At 75.9% G+C, this 18,512-nt stretch carries 18 protein-coding genes and 1 pseudogene; 10 read left to right on the top strand and 9 right to left on the bottom strand.

Annotation, left to right across the window (positions count from 1 at the left end):
* Position 1 precedes the first annotated feature (1 nt).
* Positions 2-1,267 carry an NAD(P)/FAD-dependent oxidoreductase gene (locus tag HH311_RS22940; protein ID WP_169186016.1) on the bottom strand — a complete coding sequence of 422 codons (1,266 nt, stop codon included), beginning with the start codon at positions 1,265-1,267 and terminating at the stop codon, positions 2-4.
* Positions 1,268-1,443: 176 nt separating this feature from the next.
* Between HH311_RS22940 and HH311_RS22935 the strand changes: the two genes are divergently transcribed.
* From HH311_RS22935 to HH311_RS22920, 4 genes are all read left to right on the top strand, one after another.
* Complete coding sequence (locus HH311_RS22935; protein WP_248292954.1) at positions 1,444-2,037, top strand: L,D-transpeptidase; 594 nt, start codon at positions 1,444-1,446, stop codon at positions 2,035-2,037.
* 267 nt (positions 2,038-2,304) lie between these two features.
* Positions 2,305-2,991 carry an SDR family oxidoreductase gene (locus HH311_RS22930; RefSeq protein WP_169186014.1) on the top strand — a complete coding sequence of 229 codons (687 nt, stop codon included), beginning with the start codon at positions 2,305-2,307 and terminating at the stop codon, positions 2,989-2,991.
* Positions 2,992-3,069: 78 nt separating this feature from the next.
* Entirely contained in the window at positions 3,070-4,245 is a 1,176-nt protein-coding gene (locus HH311_RS22925) for an acyl-CoA dehydrogenase family protein (RefSeq protein WP_169186013.1), read from the top strand.
* A 74-nt stretch (positions 4,246-4,319) separates the two neighbouring features.
* On the top strand, positions 4,320-5,093 hold the full coding sequence (locus tag HH311_RS22920) for an SDR family NAD(P)-dependent oxidoreductase (protein WP_169186012.1): 774 nt from the start codon (positions 4,320-4,322) through the stop codon (positions 5,091-5,093).
* On the opposite strand, the gene HH311_RS22915 is transcribed toward HH311_RS22920, so the two are convergent.
* From HH311_RS22915 to HH311_RS22895, 5 genes are all read right to left on the bottom strand, one after another.
* Positions 5,090-6,406, bottom strand: a complete 1,317-nt coding sequence (locus HH311_RS22915) for an LLM class flavin-dependent oxidoreductase (RefSeq protein WP_312030342.1) — start codon at positions 6,404-6,406, stop codon at positions 5,090-5,092. The two genes, HH311_RS22920 and HH311_RS22915, sit on opposite strands and share 4 nt — an antisense overlap.
* 64 nt (positions 6,407-6,470) lie before the next feature.
* Entirely contained in the window at positions 6,471-6,926 is a 456-nt protein-coding gene (locus HH311_RS22910; protein ID WP_169186129.1) for a MaoC family dehydratase, read from the bottom strand.
* 31 nt (positions 6,927-6,957) lie between these two features.
* A complete protein-coding gene (ftsW, locus tag HH311_RS22905; RefSeq protein WP_169186011.1) occupies positions 6,958-8,187 on the bottom strand; it encodes a putative lipid II flippase FtsW in 1,230 nt (409 codons plus the stop codon).
* 96 nt (positions 8,188-8,283) lie between these two features.
* Entirely contained in the window at positions 8,284-9,321 is a 1,038-nt protein-coding gene (locus HH311_RS22900) for a cytochrome c oxidase assembly protein (RefSeq protein WP_312030341.1), read from the bottom strand.
* A 43-nt stretch (positions 9,322-9,364) separates the two neighbouring features.
* Complete coding sequence (locus tag HH311_RS22895; protein WP_169186010.1) at positions 9,365-9,922, bottom strand: recombinase family protein; 558 nt, start codon at positions 9,920-9,922, stop codon at positions 9,365-9,367.
* Between the two features lie 425 nt (positions 9,923-10,347).
* Here HH311_RS22895 and HH311_RS22890 point away from each other — a divergent pair, with 425 nt between their 5' ends.
* The 3 genes from HH311_RS22890 (at position 10,348) to HH311_RS22880 (ending at position 12,928) form a co-directional block, all read left to right on the top strand.
* Positions 10,348-11,370 (top strand): hypothetical protein, encoded by a 1,023-nt coding sequence (locus HH311_RS22890; RefSeq protein ID WP_169186009.1) that lies wholly within the window; start codon positions 10,348-10,350, stop codon positions 11,368-11,370.
* Positions 11,371-11,455: 85 nt separating this feature from the next.
* Positions 11,456-11,956 carry a DUF1992 domain-containing protein gene (locus HH311_RS22885; protein ID WP_169186008.1) on the top strand — a complete coding sequence of 167 codons (501 nt, stop codon included), beginning with the start codon at positions 11,456-11,458 and terminating at the stop codon, positions 11,954-11,956.
* A 93-nt stretch (positions 11,957-12,049) separates the two neighbouring features.
* Positions 12,050-12,928 (top strand): alpha/beta fold hydrolase, encoded by an 879-nt coding sequence (locus HH311_RS22880; protein WP_169186007.1) that lies wholly within the window; start codon positions 12,050-12,052, stop codon positions 12,926-12,928.
* Between the two features lie 4 nt (positions 12,929-12,932).
* Here the strand turns inward: HH311_RS22880 and HH311_RS22875 are convergent, their stop codons facing one another.
* Positions 12,933-13,280, bottom strand: a complete 348-nt coding sequence (locus tag HH311_RS22875; protein ID WP_169186006.1) for a DUF3040 domain-containing protein — start codon at positions 13,278-13,280, stop codon at positions 12,933-12,935.
* A gap of 96 nt (positions 13,281-13,376) precedes the next feature.
* Between HH311_RS22875 and HH311_RS22870 the strand changes: the two genes are divergently transcribed.
* Together HH311_RS22870 and HH311_RS22865 are read left to right on the top strand one after the other, a co-directional pair.
* Positions 13,377-14,171, top strand: a complete 795-nt coding sequence (locus HH311_RS22870) for a uridine kinase (RefSeq protein WP_169186005.1) — start codon at positions 13,377-13,379, stop codon at positions 14,169-14,171.
* A gap of 31 nt (positions 14,172-14,202) precedes the next feature.
* Positions 14,203-15,036, top strand: coding sequence for a molybdenum storage protein subunit alpha (locus HH311_RS22865; RefSeq protein WP_312030340.1), 834 nt, complete (start codon positions 14,203-14,205; stop codon positions 15,034-15,036).
* 30 nt (positions 15,037-15,066) lie between these two features.
* Here HH311_RS22865 and HH311_RS22860 read toward each other — a convergent pair whose 3' ends face one another.
* On the bottom strand, positions 15,067-15,612 hold the full coding sequence (locus HH311_RS22860; RefSeq protein ID WP_169186004.1) for a TetR/AcrR family transcriptional regulator: 546 nt from the start codon (positions 15,610-15,612) through the stop codon (positions 15,067-15,069).
* Positions 15,613-15,705: 93 nt separating this feature from the next.
* Here HH311_RS22860 and HH311_RS22855 point away from each other — a divergent pair, with 93 nt between their 5' ends.
* Complete coding sequence (locus tag HH311_RS22855; protein ID WP_248292953.1) at positions 15,706-17,265, top strand: MFS transporter; 1,560 nt, start codon at positions 15,706-15,708, stop codon at positions 17,263-17,265.
* On the opposite strand, the pseudogene HH311_RS22850 reads toward HH311_RS22855, so the two are convergent.
* Positions 17,195-18,505 (bottom strand): annotated as a pseudogene (locus tag HH311_RS22850) (amidase); the annotation flags it as partial. The gene HH311_RS22855 and the pseudogene HH311_RS22850 overlap by 71 nt on opposite strands.
* Positions 18,506-18,512 lie beyond the last annotated feature (7 nt).

Raw genomic sequence — 18,512 nt, 5'->3', positions numbered from 1 at the left:
GCTAGGACCCCGCCTCCGCCGCCTTCTTCGCGGCCCGCTGCCGGCGCTCCTCGGCCTTCTCGAGGGCCTCCGCCCAGCTCGCGCGCTTCATGAGCAGCCGCCGGTACTGCATGACCTCGGCGGGCCGGTCGACCGCCAGGGCTCCGGCGAGCCGGTCCCCGCAGCGGTACAGCGCGACGAACCGCTCGTCCTCGGAGCCCATGACGACCTCGATCTCGACGTCGGGCCTGCCCTCCCCCGAGCTCGACACCCCGACGAACTGGATGCGGCTGTCGTACCAGTCCGACCAGAAGTAGGGCACCGTCGTGTACTCCTGCGCCGAGGCCGGGTCGACCGCGTTGCGGGCCGCCCGCGCCCCCTGCTCCGAGGCCGCCGTCCAGTGCTCGAGGCGCATCGTGCCCCCGACGACGTCGTCGAAGAGCCCGTTGGGCCAGCGCGCCACGTCGCCGGCGACGTAGACCCCCGGCGCCGCGGCGAGCGTCGCGTCGGCGACGACGCCGTCGTCGAGCGTCAGTCCCGAGCCCTCCAGCCACGCCGTGTTCGGCGCGGCGCCGATCCCGACCACCAGCACGTCGGTGTCGATCACGGTGCCGTCCTCCAGCACGACGGCCTCCACCGCCCCGTCCCCGCGGATCTCGGCCACCGAGGCCCCGGTGAGCACCCGGGTGCCGTGGCGCTCGTGGATCGCGGTCAGCGCCCGGCCCATCCGCTCGCCGACCCCGCGGACCAGCGGCACCGGCAGCGCCTCCACGATCGTCACCTCGTGGCCGCGCTTGCGGGCGACCGCGGCGATCTCCGAGCCGATGAACCCGGCGCCGATCACCGTCACGCGCGGGTGGCCGCGGCGCAGCAGCTGGTGCAGGTGCAGCGAGTCGTCGCGGGTCCGCAGCGTGACCACCCCGGCGAGGTCGGGGGCGCACAGCGAGGTCGGGAGCTGCTTCGCGGCCGCGCCGGTCGCGATGACCAGCCCGTCGAAGCCCAGCTCGCGGTCCCCGACCGTCACCGTGCGGTTCCCGACGTCGAGGGCGGTCGCCTCGGCGCCCAGCAGCAGCTCCACCCCGATCTCGTCGAGCTTCTCGCGCTCGCGGTAGGTGGAGTCGCCGTGGTCGTCGGCGGCGAGGTGCTCCTTCGACAGGGGCGGGCGGTCGTAGGGCAGGTGCTCCTCGGCGCCGACCAGCGTCACCGACCCCTCGAACCCGTCGCCCCGCACCGCCTCCACCGCGCGCAGCCCCGCCAACGACGCCCCGACCACCACCAAGTCCGCCACGCCGCCGACCCTAGCCAGCGCCGGCCCGGGTGCCGTCTCCCCGCCGACGACCGCGGGTCATCCCTTCGGGGCAGGCGGATAACACCGACGGCCCATCCGACCGATCACCAGGACACGAGCGGCTCCTCCCGGGTCCGCCAGGGGGATCGGGGACGGCCATGCGGGCGAGGACGACGATGCTGGGTTCGGCCGTCGCACTGGTCGGTGCGCTGGGGGTGACGGCGGGTCTCGGGCTCCCGGGGGCCGCCGGGTCTCCCGCGCCGCGCCCGGTCGCCGCCACGGTCCCGACGACGGCCGCCCCGGCACCCGCCGCGCCTGCCGCACCCGCCGTCGTGCCGGCCGCCGTCGCGGCCCCGTCGGCCGCCCACGGCGTCACCACCCGGACGGCGAAGCCCGCGACCCGCCCGACCACCTCGACGTCGGACTCGCCCTGCGGGATCACCGACGGGGCGTGCGTGTCGATCTCGCGGAAGCGGGCGTGGCTGGTGCGCGACGGCCACGTCGTGTACTCCGCGCCGATCACCACCGGCCGCCCCGGCGAGCGGACCGAGCCGGGCACCTTCCACGTCACCTGGAAGGACGCCGACCACCGCTCCCGCGAGTTCGACGACGCCCCGATGCCGTGGTCGGTGTTCTTCGACGGCGGCATCGCGTTCCACACCGGGAGCCTCTCCCGGCAGTCCGCGGGCTGCGTGCACCTCTCGGACGCGGCGGCCCGGACGTTCTTCCGCACTCTGCACGTCGGGGACACCGTGGTCGTCCAACGGTGACGGTCCGGCGCCCCGCCGTCCTCGCGGGGCGCCGGCCGTCGTGCCGCCGGGACCGTTCGGGGCGGTCCCGTCGAGCCGGCGCGCGACCCAGCTGGGGAACGAAAGTCGCGCGGTTCCGGCCCGTGACGCTCCGTGTTGCGGAGTGTCGCCCCGTCCAACGTGCGACATGCGGACCCGTGACGCGTCACGCGCGGTCACCACCCGGTGGGGTGGGATGCACGATTCCAGGTGTGAGTCGCGGGAAGGGTGTCTCGTTAGGGTGCGTCGGTGACTTCTCCACGCCCGCTCGCCCTCGTCACGGGCGCGTCCCGCGGGATCGGCGCGGCCGTCGCGGCGGCGCTCGCCCCCACCCATGACCTGCTGCTCGGCGGGCGGGACGCGGCGGCGCTGGGGGCCGTGGCCGAGGGGCTCGGCGCCCGGGCGCTCCCGTGGCCGGTGGACCTCACCGACGCCGGGGCGCTGGCCGGGGCGACGGAGCGGATCGACGAGCTTGACGTCCTGGTCCACTCCGCGGGGGTGGGTGTGCTCGGCACCGTCGAGGAGCTCGACGCCGAGACGTGGCGGCGGCAGTTCGAGGTGAACGTCGTGGCGGTGGCGGAGCTGACGCGCCTGCTGCTCCCGGCGCTGCGGGCCGCCCGGGGCACCGTCGTGTGCGTGAACTCCGGCGCCGGTCTGGCGGCGCGGCCGGGATGGGGGGCGTACGCGGCGTCGAAGTTCGCGCTGCGGGCGTTCGCGGACTCGCTGCGCGGCGAGGAGCCGACGCTGCGGGTCTGCTCGGTGCACCCCGGACGGGTGGACACCGACATGCAGCGATCGGTCGTGGCGTACGAGGGCGGGGCCTACGACCCGGACCGCTACCTGCGTCCGGAGTCGGTCGCCGCGGCGGTACTGGCCGCGGTGACGGCGTCGCCCGACGCGCACATCGCCGAGATCGTCGTCCGGCCGACGGGCTGAACCCGCGCGACGATGGGGCTTTCCTGCCACTGGTTGCAAGCAACGACGCTTCGCTTGCACTGAGCCCGGAGGAGTTCCGTGGACCCGTCCGACTTCGCCGACGTCCTCGCGTCGGTCCGCGAGTTCGTGCGCGAGCAGGTCGTCCCGCGCGAGGACGAGATCGAGGAGGCCGACGAGGTCGGAGAGCCGCTGCGCGAGGCGTGCAAGGCGATGGGGCTCTACGGGTTCGCGATCCCCGAGACCTACGGCGGGATCGGGCTGTCGATGAGCGAGGAGGTCGAGCTCGCCATGGAGCTCGGCTGGACCACGCCCTCGCTGCGCTCGCTGTTCGGCACCAACAACGGGATCGCCGGCCAGGTGCTGCTGACCGGCGGCACCGAGGCCCAGCGCGCGGAGTGGCTGCCGCGGCTCGCGTCCGGGGAGGTCGTGGCGAGCTTCGCGCTCACCGAGCCCGACGCCGGGTCGGACCCGTCGTCGCTGACGACGAAGGCGGTGCGGGACGGGGACGAGTTCGTCATCTCCGGGACGAAGCGCTGGATCACCAACGCCCCGCTCGCCGACGTCCTCATGGTCTTCGCCCGCACCGATCCCGACGCGGCCCCCGCGCGCGGCATCTCGACGTTCCTCGTCCCGACGTCGTCGCCCGGCGTCTCGTTCAGCCCCCACGACGCGAAGATGGGGCAGCGCGGCTCCTGGACCTGCGAGGTCTACCTCGACGACGTGCGGGTGCCGGCGGTCAACCTGATCGGCGGCGAGAGCCAGGAGGAGGGACAGGGCGGCCTGCACCGCGGGTACGTCACGGCCCTGAAGTGCCTGGCCCACGGCCGGCTGCACATCGCGGCGCTGTGCATGGGGATGGCGGCCCGTCTGGTGCACGAGACCGTCGAGTTCGCCTCGACCCGCGAGCAGGGCGGGCACGCGATCGCGACCTACCAGCTCGTCCAGGGTCTCGTCGCCGACTCGGTGACCGACTGGCACGCCGGGCGCGCCCTGGTCCGCGAGGCGGCGCGCGCCTACGACGACGGGTCCGACAAGGTCACCGGGCCGTCGACCGCGAAGTACTTCTGCTCCGAGGCCGTCGGGCGGATCGCGGACCGGGCGGTGCAGGTGCACGGCGGGTCGGGCTACATGCGGGGCGTCCCGGTCGAGCGGATCTACCGCGACGTCCGGCTCTTCCGCATCTACGAGGGCACCAGCCAGATCCAGCAGGTGATCATCGCGCGGGGGGCGCTGGGGAAGGCCGCCCGCGGCTGACGAGGCTTGATCACGACCCCTCCTGCCGGGACGCTGTGGCCCCCACCACAGCCGTACGTCGGAGGAGAACCGCCATGACCGAGCTCGACGGCAAGGTCGCCCTCGTCACCGGGGGCGCGAAGGGCCTGGGCCGGGCGATCGCGACCCGCTTCGCCGCGGAGGGTGCGACCGTCGTGGTGTCCGACATCGACGCCGACGGCGCGCAGGCCGCCGCCGCGGAGCTGCCGGGCGGGCGCGGGCACGCGATCACGTGCGACGTCCGCGACGAGGACCAGGTCCAGGGTCTGGTGGAGCGCACGGTCGCCGACCACGGGGCGCTGCACGTCGCGGTCCCCAACGCCGGGGTCGGCTCGCCGTGCCCGCTGCTCGCGATGGACCTCGCCGCGTGGCGCTCGGTCCTGTCGGTGAACCTCGACGGCGTGTTCCTCACGCTGCGCTACGCGGCCCCGGCGATCATCGCCGCCGGCGGCGGCAGCATCGTCACGCTCGCGTCGGTCACGGCCACCACCGGCAGCCCGCTGATCGGTCACTACGCGGCGGCGAAGGCCGCCGTCGTGAACCTGACCAAGACCGCCGCCACCGAGCTGCGGCCCCAGAACGTGCGGGTGAACGCGCTGCTGCCGGGGTTCGTGGGCACCGACCTCGTCACCGCCGCCCGCCCCGGGTTCGAGGAGCTGCTCGGCCTGCCCGCGGGTGGGTTCGACGGCCTCATCGAGCAGAAGCAGGGCCGCTACGGCACCCCGGAGGAGGTCGCCGACGCGGCGCTCTTCTTCGCCTCCGACCGCTCCGGGTTCTGCACCGGGAGCGGCCTGGTGCTCGACGGCGGCCTGGACGCCTCGCTGCTCTAGCGCCGCGCCAGCCGCTCCCGCAGCATCCCGGGCTCCGGCGTCGCCGGCATCCGGCCGCGGCGCCGCAGCTCGGGCACCACGAACCGGGCGACCTGCTCGAACGTGCCCGGCGTGACGGCGTAGGCGAGGTTGAACCCGTCGGCGCCGGTCTCGTCGATCCACGCCTCCATCGCGTCGGCCACCTCCGGACCCGACCCCACCGCCACCGGCCCGCGGCCCCCGACGGCGAGGTGGCGCGCGACCTCGCCGACCGTCCACTCCCGCGACGGGTCGTCGGTGGTGAAGGAGGCGAGCGCCGACCGTCCGGCGTCGGACTCGACGTAGCGCAGCGGCTCGTCGGGGTCGATGCCCGAGAGGTCGAGCCCGGTCCAGCCGGCGAAGAGCGCCAGCGCGCCCTCGAGCGAGAACGCGTCCAGGTAGGAGGCGTACAGCTCGGCGGCCTCCGCCGACGACGCGGCCACCACCGGCGCGAGCTGCGCGAACACCGTCACCGACGCCGGGTCGCGCCCGGCGTCGGACACCGCGTCGCGCAGCGCGGCCACGGACTTCCCGACGACGGCCGCCGACGGCCCGGAGACGAACACCGCCTCGGCGTGCCGGCCGGCGAACGCCAGCCCGCGCGGCGACGCCCCGGCCTGGAAGACCACCGGCGAGCGCTGCGGGGAGGGCTCGCAGAGGAACGGGCCGGGGACGTCGTACCAGCGGCCGTGGAACTCGACGTCGTGCACCTTGGCCGGGTCGGTGTAGACGCCGCCGGCGGCGTCGCGCACCACGGCGTCGTCCTCCCACGAGTCGCGCCAGAGCCGCGAGCACACCTCGAGGTACTCGTCGGCCTGCGCGTAGCGCTCGTCGTGCGGGAGCTGCGCGCCCAGCCCCAGGTTCGCCGCCGCCGACTCCAGGTAGCCGGTGACGACGTTCCACCCGATGCGGCCCTTGGTCAGGTGGTCCAGCGTCGTGAACCGGCGCGCCAGCGCGTACGGGTGCTCGTAGCTCGTCGACACCGTCACCCCGAAGCCCAACGACGAGGTCACCGCCGCCATCGCCGACACCGGCATCATCGGGTCGCCCAGCGGCACCTGGATGCCGGCCCGGACCGCGGCGTCGCGCGACCCGCCGGCCACGTCGTAGATGCCGAGGACGTCGGCGAGGAAGAGCGCGTCGAACCCGGCGTCGTCGAGCAGGCGCGCCAGCGAGGTCCAGTGGTCGAGGTCGGTGTAGCGGTAGCCCTGGTCGTCGGGGTGGCGCCACAGCCCCGGGGACTGGTGCCCGGCGCACATCATGGCGAAGGCGTTGAGGTGGATGCGGCGGCTCACGCGCGAGCTCCCTCCGGTCGCATGTGAACGGATGTGGTCGCTCCGACGACCACGTCCGTCCACGTCAGAAGTACGTCCGGGAGACCATGTCGGCGACGCAGGCGGGCTTCTCGTCGCCGTCGATGTCGACCGTGATCCGGGAGACGATCTGCAGCCCGCCGTCGGGCAGGTCGGTGACGTCGACGATGACCACCCGCGCCCGCACCCGGTCCCCCACGCGCACCGGCTTGGGGAAGCGGACCTTGTTGAGCCCGTAGTTCACGCCCATCGTCACGCCCTCGAACGAGCGGGCCGAGTTGGCGAGGTAGGGCACCAGCGAGAGCGTCAGGAAGCCGTGCGCGATCGGGCCGCCGAAGGGGCCGGCCTTCGCGCGCTCCGGGTCGATGTGGATCCACTGGTGGTCCTCGGTGACGTCGGCGAAGCCGTCGACCCGCTGCTGGTCGATCGTGAACCACTCGCCGGGCCCGAGCTCGCGCCCCTTGGCCTGGTACACCGCGTCCGCTCCGGCCAGGACGTCCACGTCCACCCTCCGCTCCTCGACCGCCCCGTGATCACGGGGCCCGGTCGACCCTAGCGCCGCGCCCGAGCGCGACGCGGGCCTCGGGCTCGTCGCGGGCGGCGGCGGCGAGCAGTCCCAGGGAGACCATGCTGACGATCACCGAGCTGCCGCCGGCGGAGATCAGCGGGAGCGTGATCCCGGTGACCGGCAGCAGGCCGAGCACGTAGCCGATGTTGATGACGGCCTGCGCGACGAGCCACACGGTCAGGGTGGCGACGACGACCCGGTTCCAGGGGTCGACGGTGCGCGCGGCGATGCGCAGGCCGACCCAGCCGAGCAGGGCGAACAGGCCGAGCACGGCGACGGACCCGACGAGGCCCAGCTCCTCGCCGAGGATCGCGAAGACGAAGTCGTTCGACGCGTTGGGCAGGTAGCTCCACTGCGCCGCGCCCTGCCCGAGCCCGTCGCCGAGCAGCCCGCCGTCGGCGAGCGAGTACAGCGCCTGCTGGGACTGGTAGCCGGCGCCGAGGGAGTCGTCCCCGCCGCCGCCCAGGAACGACGTCAGGCGCGCCAGCCGGTAGCTCGCCGTCACCGCCAGCACGGCGACGGCGCCGAGCGCCCCGCCGCCGAGCAGCCCCAGCAGCCGGCCGGGCACGCCGGCGAACCACAGCAGGGCGAAGAGCACGACGACGATGCCGAGCGCGGATCCGAGGTCCGGCTCGACGACGACGAGGCCCGCGGTGAGCAGCGCGACCGGCACCACCGGGAGCAGCGCCTGCCAGCCCCACCCCCGGCGCCCGGAGCCGGGCCCGCGCCGCGCGAGGAGCACGTGCGCGCCCCACAGGACGAGGGTCAGCTTGGCCGGCTCGCTGGGCTGCAGCGAGAGCCCGGCGACGACGAACCACTTCTGCGCCCCGGCCACCGCCGACCCCAGGCCGGGCACGAGCACGGCGGCGAGCGCCAGCAGCGACAGGCCGTGCAGCCACGGGCTCGCCGCCCGCCACCGTGCCACCGGCACCCGTCCCACCAGCACGAACGCCACCCCGCCGACGGCGCAGTAGACGAGCTGGTGGAGGAACACGCCGTAGGGGCTTCCGGTGCTGCGCAGCGAGTCGATCGACGACGCCGAGAGGACCATCACCAGCCCGAGGCCGGCGAGGACGACCGTGAGGCCGACGACGAGGTACCAGGACGCCAGCGGCCGGCGCAGCGTCGCCGCCACGGCCCGGCGCGCCGCGATCACCTGCCGGGCGATCGGGCTCGCGGTCGGGGCCGTCGTCACCCCTCGAGCCTGGCACCGGCGGGCGGTCCGGCCGGGCACCCGCGGACTGCGTGCCCCGGCACGAGCACGCCGCAACCGGACGAACGCGCTCCCGCGTCAGCGGCGGCGGAACCGGTCGGCGAAGCGGGGGTCGTCCTCCCACCAGAGCCGCGGCCGCCCGCCGTCCGCACCGTCCCCGCCCCCGCCTTCCCCGGGTTCGCCGTCCCCACCGTCGACCGCCCGGACCCGCGCCGCGGCCGCCGCCTCCTCCGCGGCGTCGAGCTCGGCGTCGACGCGCCGGGCCTCGCGGGCGTCGGCGGCCGCGAAGCGCACCGCGATCGCCCCGAGGAACGGCAGCCCGGCGAGGTCGCCGCCGATCCACCACACCCCGGCGCCGATCGCCTGGTCGTCGCGCAGGTCGGGACCCCAGGTGCGGTCCACCGCGGCGTAGTGGCCGACGGCCAGCAGCGGCCCCATCCAGAGCACGAGCCCCAGCACGCCGTCGGCCACGACCTCCGCGATCGCGATCCCGAGGGTCAGGCCGTGGTTCGTCTCGCGGGGCACCGGGTCGATCTGCAGCCGGCTGACGACGTAGAGCAGGCCCGCGGCCAGCAGCCCGAGCGACACCAGCCCGCTGACCACGCCGCTGCGCAGCTCCAGCGGGTAGAGCCCGGTGAGGTAGAGCAGGAACGGCGGCGCGATCAGCGCGATCGTCGCGATACCCGGCGAGCCGACCGCCCGCGCGACGCCCGAGCGGCGGATCCGCCCGAGCCGGCCGACCGCGCCCGGGGGCAGGGTGTCGCGCGCGAGGGTCAGCGGCGCCCCGGCCGCGAGGAGCATCGGGGCGACGACCAGCAGCACCACCCCCTGCAGCGCGCGGGCCCAGAAGAGCGTGTCGTCGTACACCGCCACGACCGACGCGCCGATCAGCGCCAGCAGCACGACCCCGGCGAGGAACGCGACGGTGCGCCGGGCCGACCAGGCGAGCCCCACGACGCGGGCCCGGCGCACGCCCGCGAGGTAGCCGCCCGCGAGCACCGCGACGCCGGCGAGGACGGCGGGGCGGGCGGTCCAGGTGGTGAGGACGCGGCCCGGGGTCAGCGGTGGCAGCCCGGCGCCCGGGACGGCGGCGGCGAGCACGTGGAGGGCCGGCACCGCGCCACCCCAGACCCCGGACCGTGAAGCCGGGGTAGGGCGGTCAGGACGGCCGGTGCAGGTGCCCGTAGAGGGTGGTGCGCGGCACCCCGAGGCGCTCGGCGATCTCGGTGACCGACCGGCCCTCGTCGTAGAGGCGCCGCGCCTCGGCGGAGGCGTCCGGGCCGAGGCGCGGGGGCCGGCCACCCCGCCGGCCGCGGGAGCGGGCGGCGTCCAGACCCGCCCGCGTGCTGCTCGAGGTGAGGGTGCGCTGCAGCCCCGCGAGCACCTCCAGCGCCGGGAGCAGCCCCTCCCCGCCCGGCGCCCGGGTGTCGACGCCCTCGTCGAGCGACCACAGATCGGCACCGGCGGCCCGGAGCCGCACCCCGACGGTCACGAGGTGCAGCACCGACGACGCCAGCCGGTCCAGCGCGGTCACGACGAGCACGTCCCCGGAGCCCAGCCCGGCCAGCACCGCCTCGAGCTCCGGGCGCGGCGCGCGTGTCCCGTTGGAGTGGTCCACCCACACCTGGGCGGGCTCCACGCCCGCCTCGTGCAGGCGGGCGACCTGGTCCGACGCGTCCCCGCCGTGGAGCGCGACCCTCGCGTATCCCCGCAGCACCTTCCCTACCCCCTGTCACCGGGACGACCCCGTCACGTCCCTCGGGAGTGGCATCGAGACGACCTCGAGCCGTGTAACCGGTTAACCGGGTGCCGACTGTCACCTCGATCAGCGTCCGGAAAGGTGTACCGACGGTGGCGCCGCGATCCCGGTCCGCAGCGGAGATCCGGCGTCGCCGCTGGTCCCGCGGCCGGCGGGTCGCCGCGACGCCGTCCCGGCCGGTCGCGTGCGCTCACGGTCGGGTCGGACGCCCACCCGTCACATCGTGATGAGAACGTGACCTCACCTACCGTCCGAGCGGGTGACCCGAACGTCCGAAACGGTGGAGCGTCGCGCGACGACACTCCTCGGACCGGATACCGGGTGCACCCTGCACTCGGCCGGACGGAGCAGGGCCACCCGGCCCGGAGAGAGGAGAGGTCGACGTGCGCAAGACCGTCGCCATGATCGCGGCCGTCGTGGTCGCGGTGCTGGCCGTGGTGTCCGCGGGGGCGCTGGCCAGCCCGATCGCGTGGGCGGCCGCCGCCGTGCTCGTCGTCGCCACCGCGGCCGCCGTCGCCACGTTGAGCCTCACCCCCGCGGTGCAGCGCGTCGTGGTCGCCCTCGGGGCCCTGATCGCGCTCGCCGGCATCGCCCTCGCCATCGTCGAGCTCGGCGTCCGCGGGTACCGCACCGCCTCGAGCGCCCCGCTGCTGGGCCTGCTGGTCGGCGTCGGCGGGCTGCTCGTCGTCGTCGGCGTCGCGGCCGCGCGCTCGGCGCCCACCCCGACGGCGCTGTGGGGCATCGCGGCCGTGGTGGCCGCCGTCGCGCTCGTCCTCGGGGTCGTCGCCGGGACGACGGTGCCCTACCTCCCGCTCTCGCGGGCCATCTCCTACACCAGCGCCGACAACGCCACCACGCTGCGCCTCGACGTGCCCGGCGGCGCGAAGAGCGGCGACGTGCTCGTCGCGCAGGTGTTCCGCTCCGGCGCCGGCGAGATCCACCCGTCGGCGGGCTGGACGGTGCTGCGGACGACGACGCTGCCCGGCGGCACCGGCTCGGTCTCGCTGTTCACGTCGACGGCGACCGACGCGAGCGGGCCCGCCACCTTCACCGTCGACACCCCGGCCACGCTGCTGGGCGGCGTCGGCGCGTGGTCGCACGTCGCCGCGGTCACCGCGCCGGGCGAGGCCACCGGCAGCGGCGGCGCGATCACCCCGGTCCCCGCGCCCGACGACCACTCCACCCAGGTCCTCTACTTCGTGGCCGGCACCGGGGTGGCCGACCTGACCCCGCCGGAGCCGCTCTCCGACGCGTGGGTGGTCAAGGTCGACAATGTCGTCAAGGCCACGACCTCGCTGGTCACCCGGCCGGCGCTCTCCGACGACCCGGCGGCCCCGGTCAGCCTGACCCCGAGCGCGCCGCTGGCGCCGTGGGCGGTCCAGACGGTGGTGCTGCAGGCGGACTGACGAGCCGGGCCGTCGGTCCAGGGCGCGGCCCGCGCCGCGCCCTGGACCGACGGCGGCGCCCCGCCGTCGATGGCACCGTGGAGGTGTGCGCGGGGACGGCGAGGCCTTCCGGAGGCGGTACGAGTCGATCGTCGACGAGCAGATCCGCACGGCGATCGAGTCGGGACAGTTCGACGACCTGCCGGGGGCGGGGAAGCCGCTGAGGCTGCCCGCGCACGGCGACGAGAACTGGTGGATCCGCTCGAAGCTGCGCTCCGAGGGGGTGCCGACCGACGCGCTGCTGCCCCCGTCGCTGCGGCTGCGCAAGGAGATCGAGGGTCTCGACGCGGCCGTGCGCGAGCTGCGCACGGAGGCGGAGGTGCGGGCGGTCGTCGCGGAGCTCGATCGCCGGGTCGTCGACTTCCTCCGGGTCCCGTCCGGGCCCCGGGTGCCGGTCCGGCGGCCCTCGGCCGACGCCGTCGTCGCCCGGTGGCGGGCGGCGCGCGAGGAGGCCCTGGCCGCGGCGCCGCCGCGTCCCGAGCCCCCGGCGCCCGCCGGGCGTCGCCCGTGGTGGCGGCGGCTGCGCCGCGGACCGCACGGCACCTGATCGACTCGCGGGTCTTCCCGACGACGGGGCGCGCGGGCCAGACTCCTCCCGCCCGTCCCGGGCGACGACCCACGCGAGCGTCAGGAGCCGCCGATGCCGACGGAGCCCACCCGTATCGACCTGCCCTCCGCGGGGGGACACACCGTCGCGGTGTTCCGCTGGCTCCCCGCGGGCGATCCGCGGGGCGTCGTCCAGCTCACGCACGGGATGGGCGAGCACGTGCGGCGCTACGGGCACCTCGCCGACCGGCTCACCGCCGCGGGCTTCGTCGTGCAGGGCCAGGACCACCGCGGCCACGGCGCCACCGCGCAGGCGAACGGGACCGAGCCCGGCGTGCTCGGACCCGGCGGGTGGGGCGAGCTCGTCGGGGACATCGGCCGGCTGGTCGAGCTCGGCCGCCAGGACGTCCCGGGGGTCCCGCTGGTCCTGCTCGGGCACAGCATGGGCTCCTTCGCCGCGCAGCAGTACCTGCTCGACCACTCCGAGGACGTCGACGCGGTCGTGCTCACCGGCACGACGCTGCTCGACCAGATCGAGGGCGCCATCGACACCTCGGCCCCGATCGACCTGTCCGCCTTCAACGCGCCGTTCGCCCCCGCGCGCACCGACTACGACTGGCTCTCCCGCGACGAGGCCCAGGTCGACGCCTACGTGGCGGACCCGTGGTGCGGCTTCGGGCTCGACCCGGCCGGCGGCTCCGAGATGATCGCGGGCGGGCGGGCGGTGGCCGACCCGGAGCGGCTCGCGGCGATGCGCCCGGACCTGCCGGTGTACATCGCGGTCGGCGAGCACGACCCGGTGGGCGGGCCCGTCGTCGTCGCCCAGGCCCTCTCCGAGCGCTACCGCGGCGCGGGGCTCAAGGACGTCACGTTCCGGGTGTGGCCGGGCGGGCGCCACGAGATCCTCAACGAGACGAACCGCGACGAGGTCGAGGGCGAGCTGCTCGAGTGGATCGAGGGGGCCCTCCGGTAGGCGCCTACCAGGCCGGACGCATGCGGTGCAGCAGCACGCCGACCAGCGGCGGCACGACGACCGGGGCGCACGCGATCCCGATCGCGCCGATCGTCAGCAGCACCGCGACCTGGGTCTGGATGCCCACCGCGAGCGGCAGGATGCCGACGAGCACGGTGGCGACGAGCCCGGTGAGCATCATGATCGAGCCGCTGCGCAGCCGACGGGGCTCGGAGACGCGCCGCGCGAACCGCGGGTCCGCGGCGCGCAGGGCGCCGACGATCGCGGCGAACCGCCGGTCTATGGGGGAGCGTTCGGGACGCGTGTCCTTCTCCGCCGTGGGGTCGTCGCCGGCCTGGTCACCCTGCTGCACCTCCACAGAGTGACCGCAGGACCCCCCGGTGCACACCGTGGGGTCGGCCACCCTCGGTGAAGCGGGCACCGCCGGGGGTTCGGCCACACTGGGGACATGGACCTCGCGCCGCTGCTCACGAGCGGTTCACTCGATGATCCCGACGTGGTGGCGGCCGTGGCCGCGGCCCCCGAGGAGCGCATCCTCCCGGACGTGACCGTGGTCAAGGTGGGTGGCCAGAGTCTCATCGATCGGGGACGGGAGGCGGTCTTCCCCCTGCTGGAGGAGATCGTCGCCGCGACCGCGACGCACCGGCTGCTCATCGGCACCGGGGGCGGGACCCGCGCCCGCCACGCCTACGCGACCGCGGCCGGCGTCGGGCTGCCCACCGGCGTGCTCTCCGACCTCGGCGCCTCGGTCGCCGGGCAGAACGCGACGATGCTCGGCTACCTGCTCGCCAAGCACGGCATCCCCGTGGTCGAGCCGGACGCGCTCGCGTCGCTGCCGCTGCGCCTCTCCGAGGTGCGCGCGGCCGTCTTCGCCGGCATGCCGCCCTACGACATGTGGCAGCGGGTGCCCGACGCGGGCGTCATCCCGCCCTACCGCACCGACGCCGGGTGCTACCTCGTCGCCGAGACCTACGGCTGCGCCGGGATGATCTACGTCAAGGACGAGGACGGCCTCTACACGGCGAACCCGAAGAACGACCCGTCGGCCGAACTGATCCCCCGGATCACCGTCGACGAGCTGCTCCGGGCCGACCTGCCCGACCTCGTCGTCGAGCGCGGCGTCCTCGAGCTCATGCGCTCGGCCCGCCACGTCCGCACGGTCCAGGTCGTCAACGGACTGCGGCCCGGCCTGCTGACCCGTGCCCTCGCCGGCGAGCACGTCGGCACCCTCATCACGGCCTGATCGCCCCGCACCCCACGAGGAGGTGGCCGTCGTGACGGCCCAGGACACCAAGGACGTTCAGCCCAAGGACGTGCCGTCGGCGCTCATGCGCCAGACCCTGCTCGACCCCGAGCGCCTCGCCGCCGCCGAGCCGCACCGCGAGCAGCCCCCGCGCCGGCTGCTGCCCTGGCTCGACGTCGTGGTCCTCGGCGGCTCGTCGATCGTCGACCGCGGCGGTGACGTGCTGCTCGGCGTCGTCGAGGAGCTGCGCGCCACGTTCGCCGGCGGCGCCCGGCCCGACGGCGGCGGCCGGCTGCTCGTGCTCACCGGCGCGGGCGTGCGCGCCCGCCACGTGCTCGGGGTCGGCCTCGACCTCGGCCTGCCCGCCGGCGCGCTGGCCGGTCTCGCGGCCACCGAGGCCGAGCAGAACGGCCACCTGGTCGCGGCGCTGCTGGCCGCCGACGGCGTCTCGTACCTGCCGCGCGGCACCGTCGCCCGCCAGCTGCCCGTGCACCTCGCGGCCGCCCCGGCCGCCGTCTCCACCGGCTACCCGCCGTACGGCGTGCACGAGTTCCCCGCCGCCGGGGGCCGGCTGCCGGTGCACCGCAGCGACGCGGGCGCGCTCCTGCTCGCCGACGCGTTCGGGGCCCGGTCGCTGACCTACGTGCGCGACACCGAGGCGCTCGCCGGGCTCGAGGGCGCCTCGCTGACCGTGCCCGACGCCGCGGACCGCGACGGCGCGCTGCCGTTCGACCGCGTGGTGCTCGACCTGCTGCCGCGGGCCAAGCACGTCCGCTCGCTCGCCGTCGTCGACGGCACCGTGCGCGGCCGGATCGCCGACGCCCTCGCGGGGCGGCCCGGCGGGTTCACCCTCCGCGCGGACTGACCGGGCTCACCCGCCGCGCGGACCACGGGCTCATCCGCCGCGCGGACCGAGCCGCGCGAGCACCGCGTCCCAGTCGCGGGCGAGCTCCGTCGAGGGCTCGCCCGCGATGGCGCGCAGGTAGATGCCGTCGCCGAGCGCGGCGACGAGGTCGCCGGTCAGGGTGTCGCCCGCCTCCTCGACGAGCACGTCGCGCCACGACGCCATGACCTCGCGCGCCGCGACCGCGGCCGCCTCCTCCGCCCCCGCGAGGGTCAGCAGCGCGACCATGCTGCGGAACATCGCGGTGTCGCGCTGCGGGTCGTCGGCCGAGGTCCGCAGGTAGTAGCGCGCCACCGGCTCCTCCCCCGCCGCCGCGGCCGCGCGCGCGGTGGCGATGTCGGCCTCGGTGAGCTCCCGGACCCAGTCGAGGAACCCGGTGAGCAGGGCCTCCTTCGAGCCGAAGTGGTACAGCAGCCCGCCCTTGGAGACCCCGGCCCGCGTCGCGACCCCCTCGAGGGTCACCGCGTCCGGCCCGTGGGCGACGACGTGGTCGACGTACGCCCGGACGATGGCGTCCCGCTGGGAGGGCCGGGGCATGCGGGCACCCTATCGCCCCGTTCCTGCACCGTCCGGCTGGTACAGTTTCGATCTGTAACTGTACCGTCCGGACTGTTGAGAAACGGAGCCGTCATGTCCGTCCGGGCCCAGCGCCGACTCGCCCTCGCGACCCTGACCACCCCCGTCCTGCTGATCACCCTCGACATGACCGTCCTCGGGGCGGCCCTGCCCGCCATCTCCGAGGACCTGCGTCCCGGCGCGGCCGAGCAGCTGTGGATCGTCGACGTCTACTCGTTCGTGCTCGCCGGCCTGCTCGTCGTCGCGGGCGGGCTCGGCGACCGGCTCGGCCGTCGTCGGCTGCTGCTCGCCGGGTCCGCGGTGTTCGGCCTCGCCTCGCTCGCCGCGGCCTTCGCGCCCACCGCCGGCGCGCTCGTGGCCGCCCGCGCCCTGCTCGGCGTCGGCGGGGCGACCCTCATGCCCTCGACGCTCTCCCTGATCCGCACGATCTTCCCGGAGCCCGGGGCCCGCCGTCGGGCGATCGGCGTCTGGGCGGCCACGTTCTCGGCGGGCGCCGCCGCGGGACCCGTCGTCGGCGGGTGGCTGCTCGAGCACTTCTGGTGGGGGTCGGTGTTCCTCGTCGCCGTCCCGATCTGCGTCGCGCTGCTCGCCGTCGGCCCGTTCCTGCTGCCCGAGAGCCGCGACCCCCGCCCGGGCCGGTTCGACCTGCCCTCGGCGGCGCTGGCGCTCACGACGCTGCTGCCGCTGGTCTACGCGCTGAAGTCCCTCGCGACCGAGGGGGTCACGACGGCGGGCGTGGTGGCCGGGGTGCTCGGGCTCGGCGCGGGCGCGTGGTTCGTGCACCGGCAGCGGACCGTCGCCGACCCGCTGCTCGACCTGGCGCTCTTCTCCCGCCGGGCGTTCTCCGTCCCGGTGCTCACCAACCTCCTCAGCGTGTTCGCCCTGGTCGGGCTGCTGGTCCTCGTGCCGCAGTACCTGCAACTGGTGGCCGGGATGTCCCCGCTGACGGCCGCGCTGTGGCTGGTGCCGGGCACCCTCGCCGGGATGGCGGGCGCGCTCGTGGCGGGCCGGCTCGCCCGTCGGGTCACGGTCCGGCGGCTGGTCGGCGGGGCGCTCGTCGTCGCCGCGGCCGGCTTCGGATCGCTCGCGCTGCTGCTCGTCGGGGCCGGTCCGGTGGCCGTCGTCGTCGGGATGGCGCTGGCGGGGATGGCGATCGCGACGGTGGAGCCGCTGACCACCGACCTCGTGCTCGCCCACGCGCCGCCCGAGCGGGCCGCGGCCGCGTCGGCGATCTCCGAGACCGGCTTCGAGCTCGGCGGGGCGCTCGGGGTGGCGGTGCTGGGCAGCGTCGCGGCGGCGGCCTACCGCGCCGGGCTGCCGGCGGGCGTCCCCGGCGACACCCTCGGCGGCATGCTCGCCGCGGCGACCGAGCCGTCGCTCGTGGCGGCCGCGTCCGCGTCGTTCACGACGGCCCTCGCGGTGGTCGGGGCGGTCGCGGCGCTGGTGCTCCTCGGGGCGGCGGCGCAGTCGCGGTTGCTGCCGGAGTCAGCAGGGGCGGGCGGCGGGCCGACCAGTCCGTCGCCGCCTCGTGCGTCAGCGCCACCTCGAGCACCCGACGGTCCCCGCCGGGCGGCCCGATCAGCTGGACCCCCACCGGCAGGCCGTCCGCGGTGAACCCCGCCGGCATCCCGAGCACCGGGACGCCGGCCATCGACCACGGCATCACCGTCTCCATCCACCGGTGGTAGGTGTCCATCGGCCGGCCGGCGATCTCGGCCGGCCACGACACCTCGGCGGGGAACGGGTGGACCTGGGTGGCCGGGGCGAGGAGCACGTCGAACCGCTCGAACAGCCCGACGACGGCCGCCCACCACTCCGCGCGCACGCCCGCCGCCCACGACACCTGCCGCGCGGAGAGCTCCGTCCCGTGCTCGATCTCCCACACGAGCTCGGGCTTGAGCTGCGCGCGCAGGTCGGGATCGGCGACCAGCGGGGCCATCTCGACCGAGTTCCACCAGCGCCAGACCAGGAAGGCGTCCCAGAGGCGGTCGAGGTCGAACGCCGGTACCACGTCCTCGACCACCGCCCCGAGCCCGGCGAGGACGTCGACCGGGCCGCGCGCGAGCGCGAGCAGGCCGGGCTCGGTCGCCAGCCGGCCCCCGAGGTCGCCGAGCCACCCCACCCGCAGCCCCGCCGGGTCGGCCGGGCGCAGGTCGGCGAGGTCGAGCGGGTCCGCGCGGTCGAGCGGCCCCACCGGCCCACCCGCCGTCATCACCCCGAACAGCGCGGCGAGGTCGGTGACCGTCCGGGCCATCGGTCCGGCCTCGCCGAGCTGGGCGACGAAGCCGGGCGTCCCCGGGACGCGACCGCGCGAGGGCCGCAGCCCGTACACGTTCGCCCAGGCCGCCGGGTTGCGCAGCGAGCCCATGTAGTCGCTGCCGTCCGCGGCCGGGAGCATCCGCGTGGCCAGAGCGGCCGCCGCTCCGCCGGACGAGCCCCCGACGGTGCGCGCGCGGTCGTAGGGGTTGCGGGTCGTACCCCAGACCGGGTTGTGGGTCTGGGATCCGAGCCCGAGCTCCGGGGTGTTGGTGCGCCCGACGAAGACCGCCCCGGCCGCGCGCATCCGCGCCACGTGCGGCGCGTCGGTGACCCCGACCCGCGCCGCGAACACGGGCGAGCCCGCCGTGAACGGCTGCCCGGCGGCCTCGGCGAGGTCCTTGAGCGCCTGCGGCACGCCGTGCAGCGGCCCGCGGTGCTCACCGCGCGCCAGCTCGGCGTCCCGCGCGTCGGCGTCGGCCAGGACGTCGTCGGCGTCGCGGCGCGCGATCAGGGCGTTGACCGTCGGGTTCACCGCGTCGGCGTGCTCGAGGTGGGCGCGTGCCACCTCCCGGCACGAGACCTCGCGGGCGGCGATCGCCGCC

The sequence above is a fragment of the Actinomycetospora sp. TBRC 11914 genome (assembly GCF_012933465.1).
In the GTDB taxonomy this organism is placed as follows: domain Bacteria; phylum Actinomycetota; class Actinomycetes; order Mycobacteriales; family Pseudonocardiaceae; genus Actinomycetospora.
Note: the sequence above shows the minus strand (reverse complement) of the source record. Positions and strands in the feature narration are given on the sequence as shown.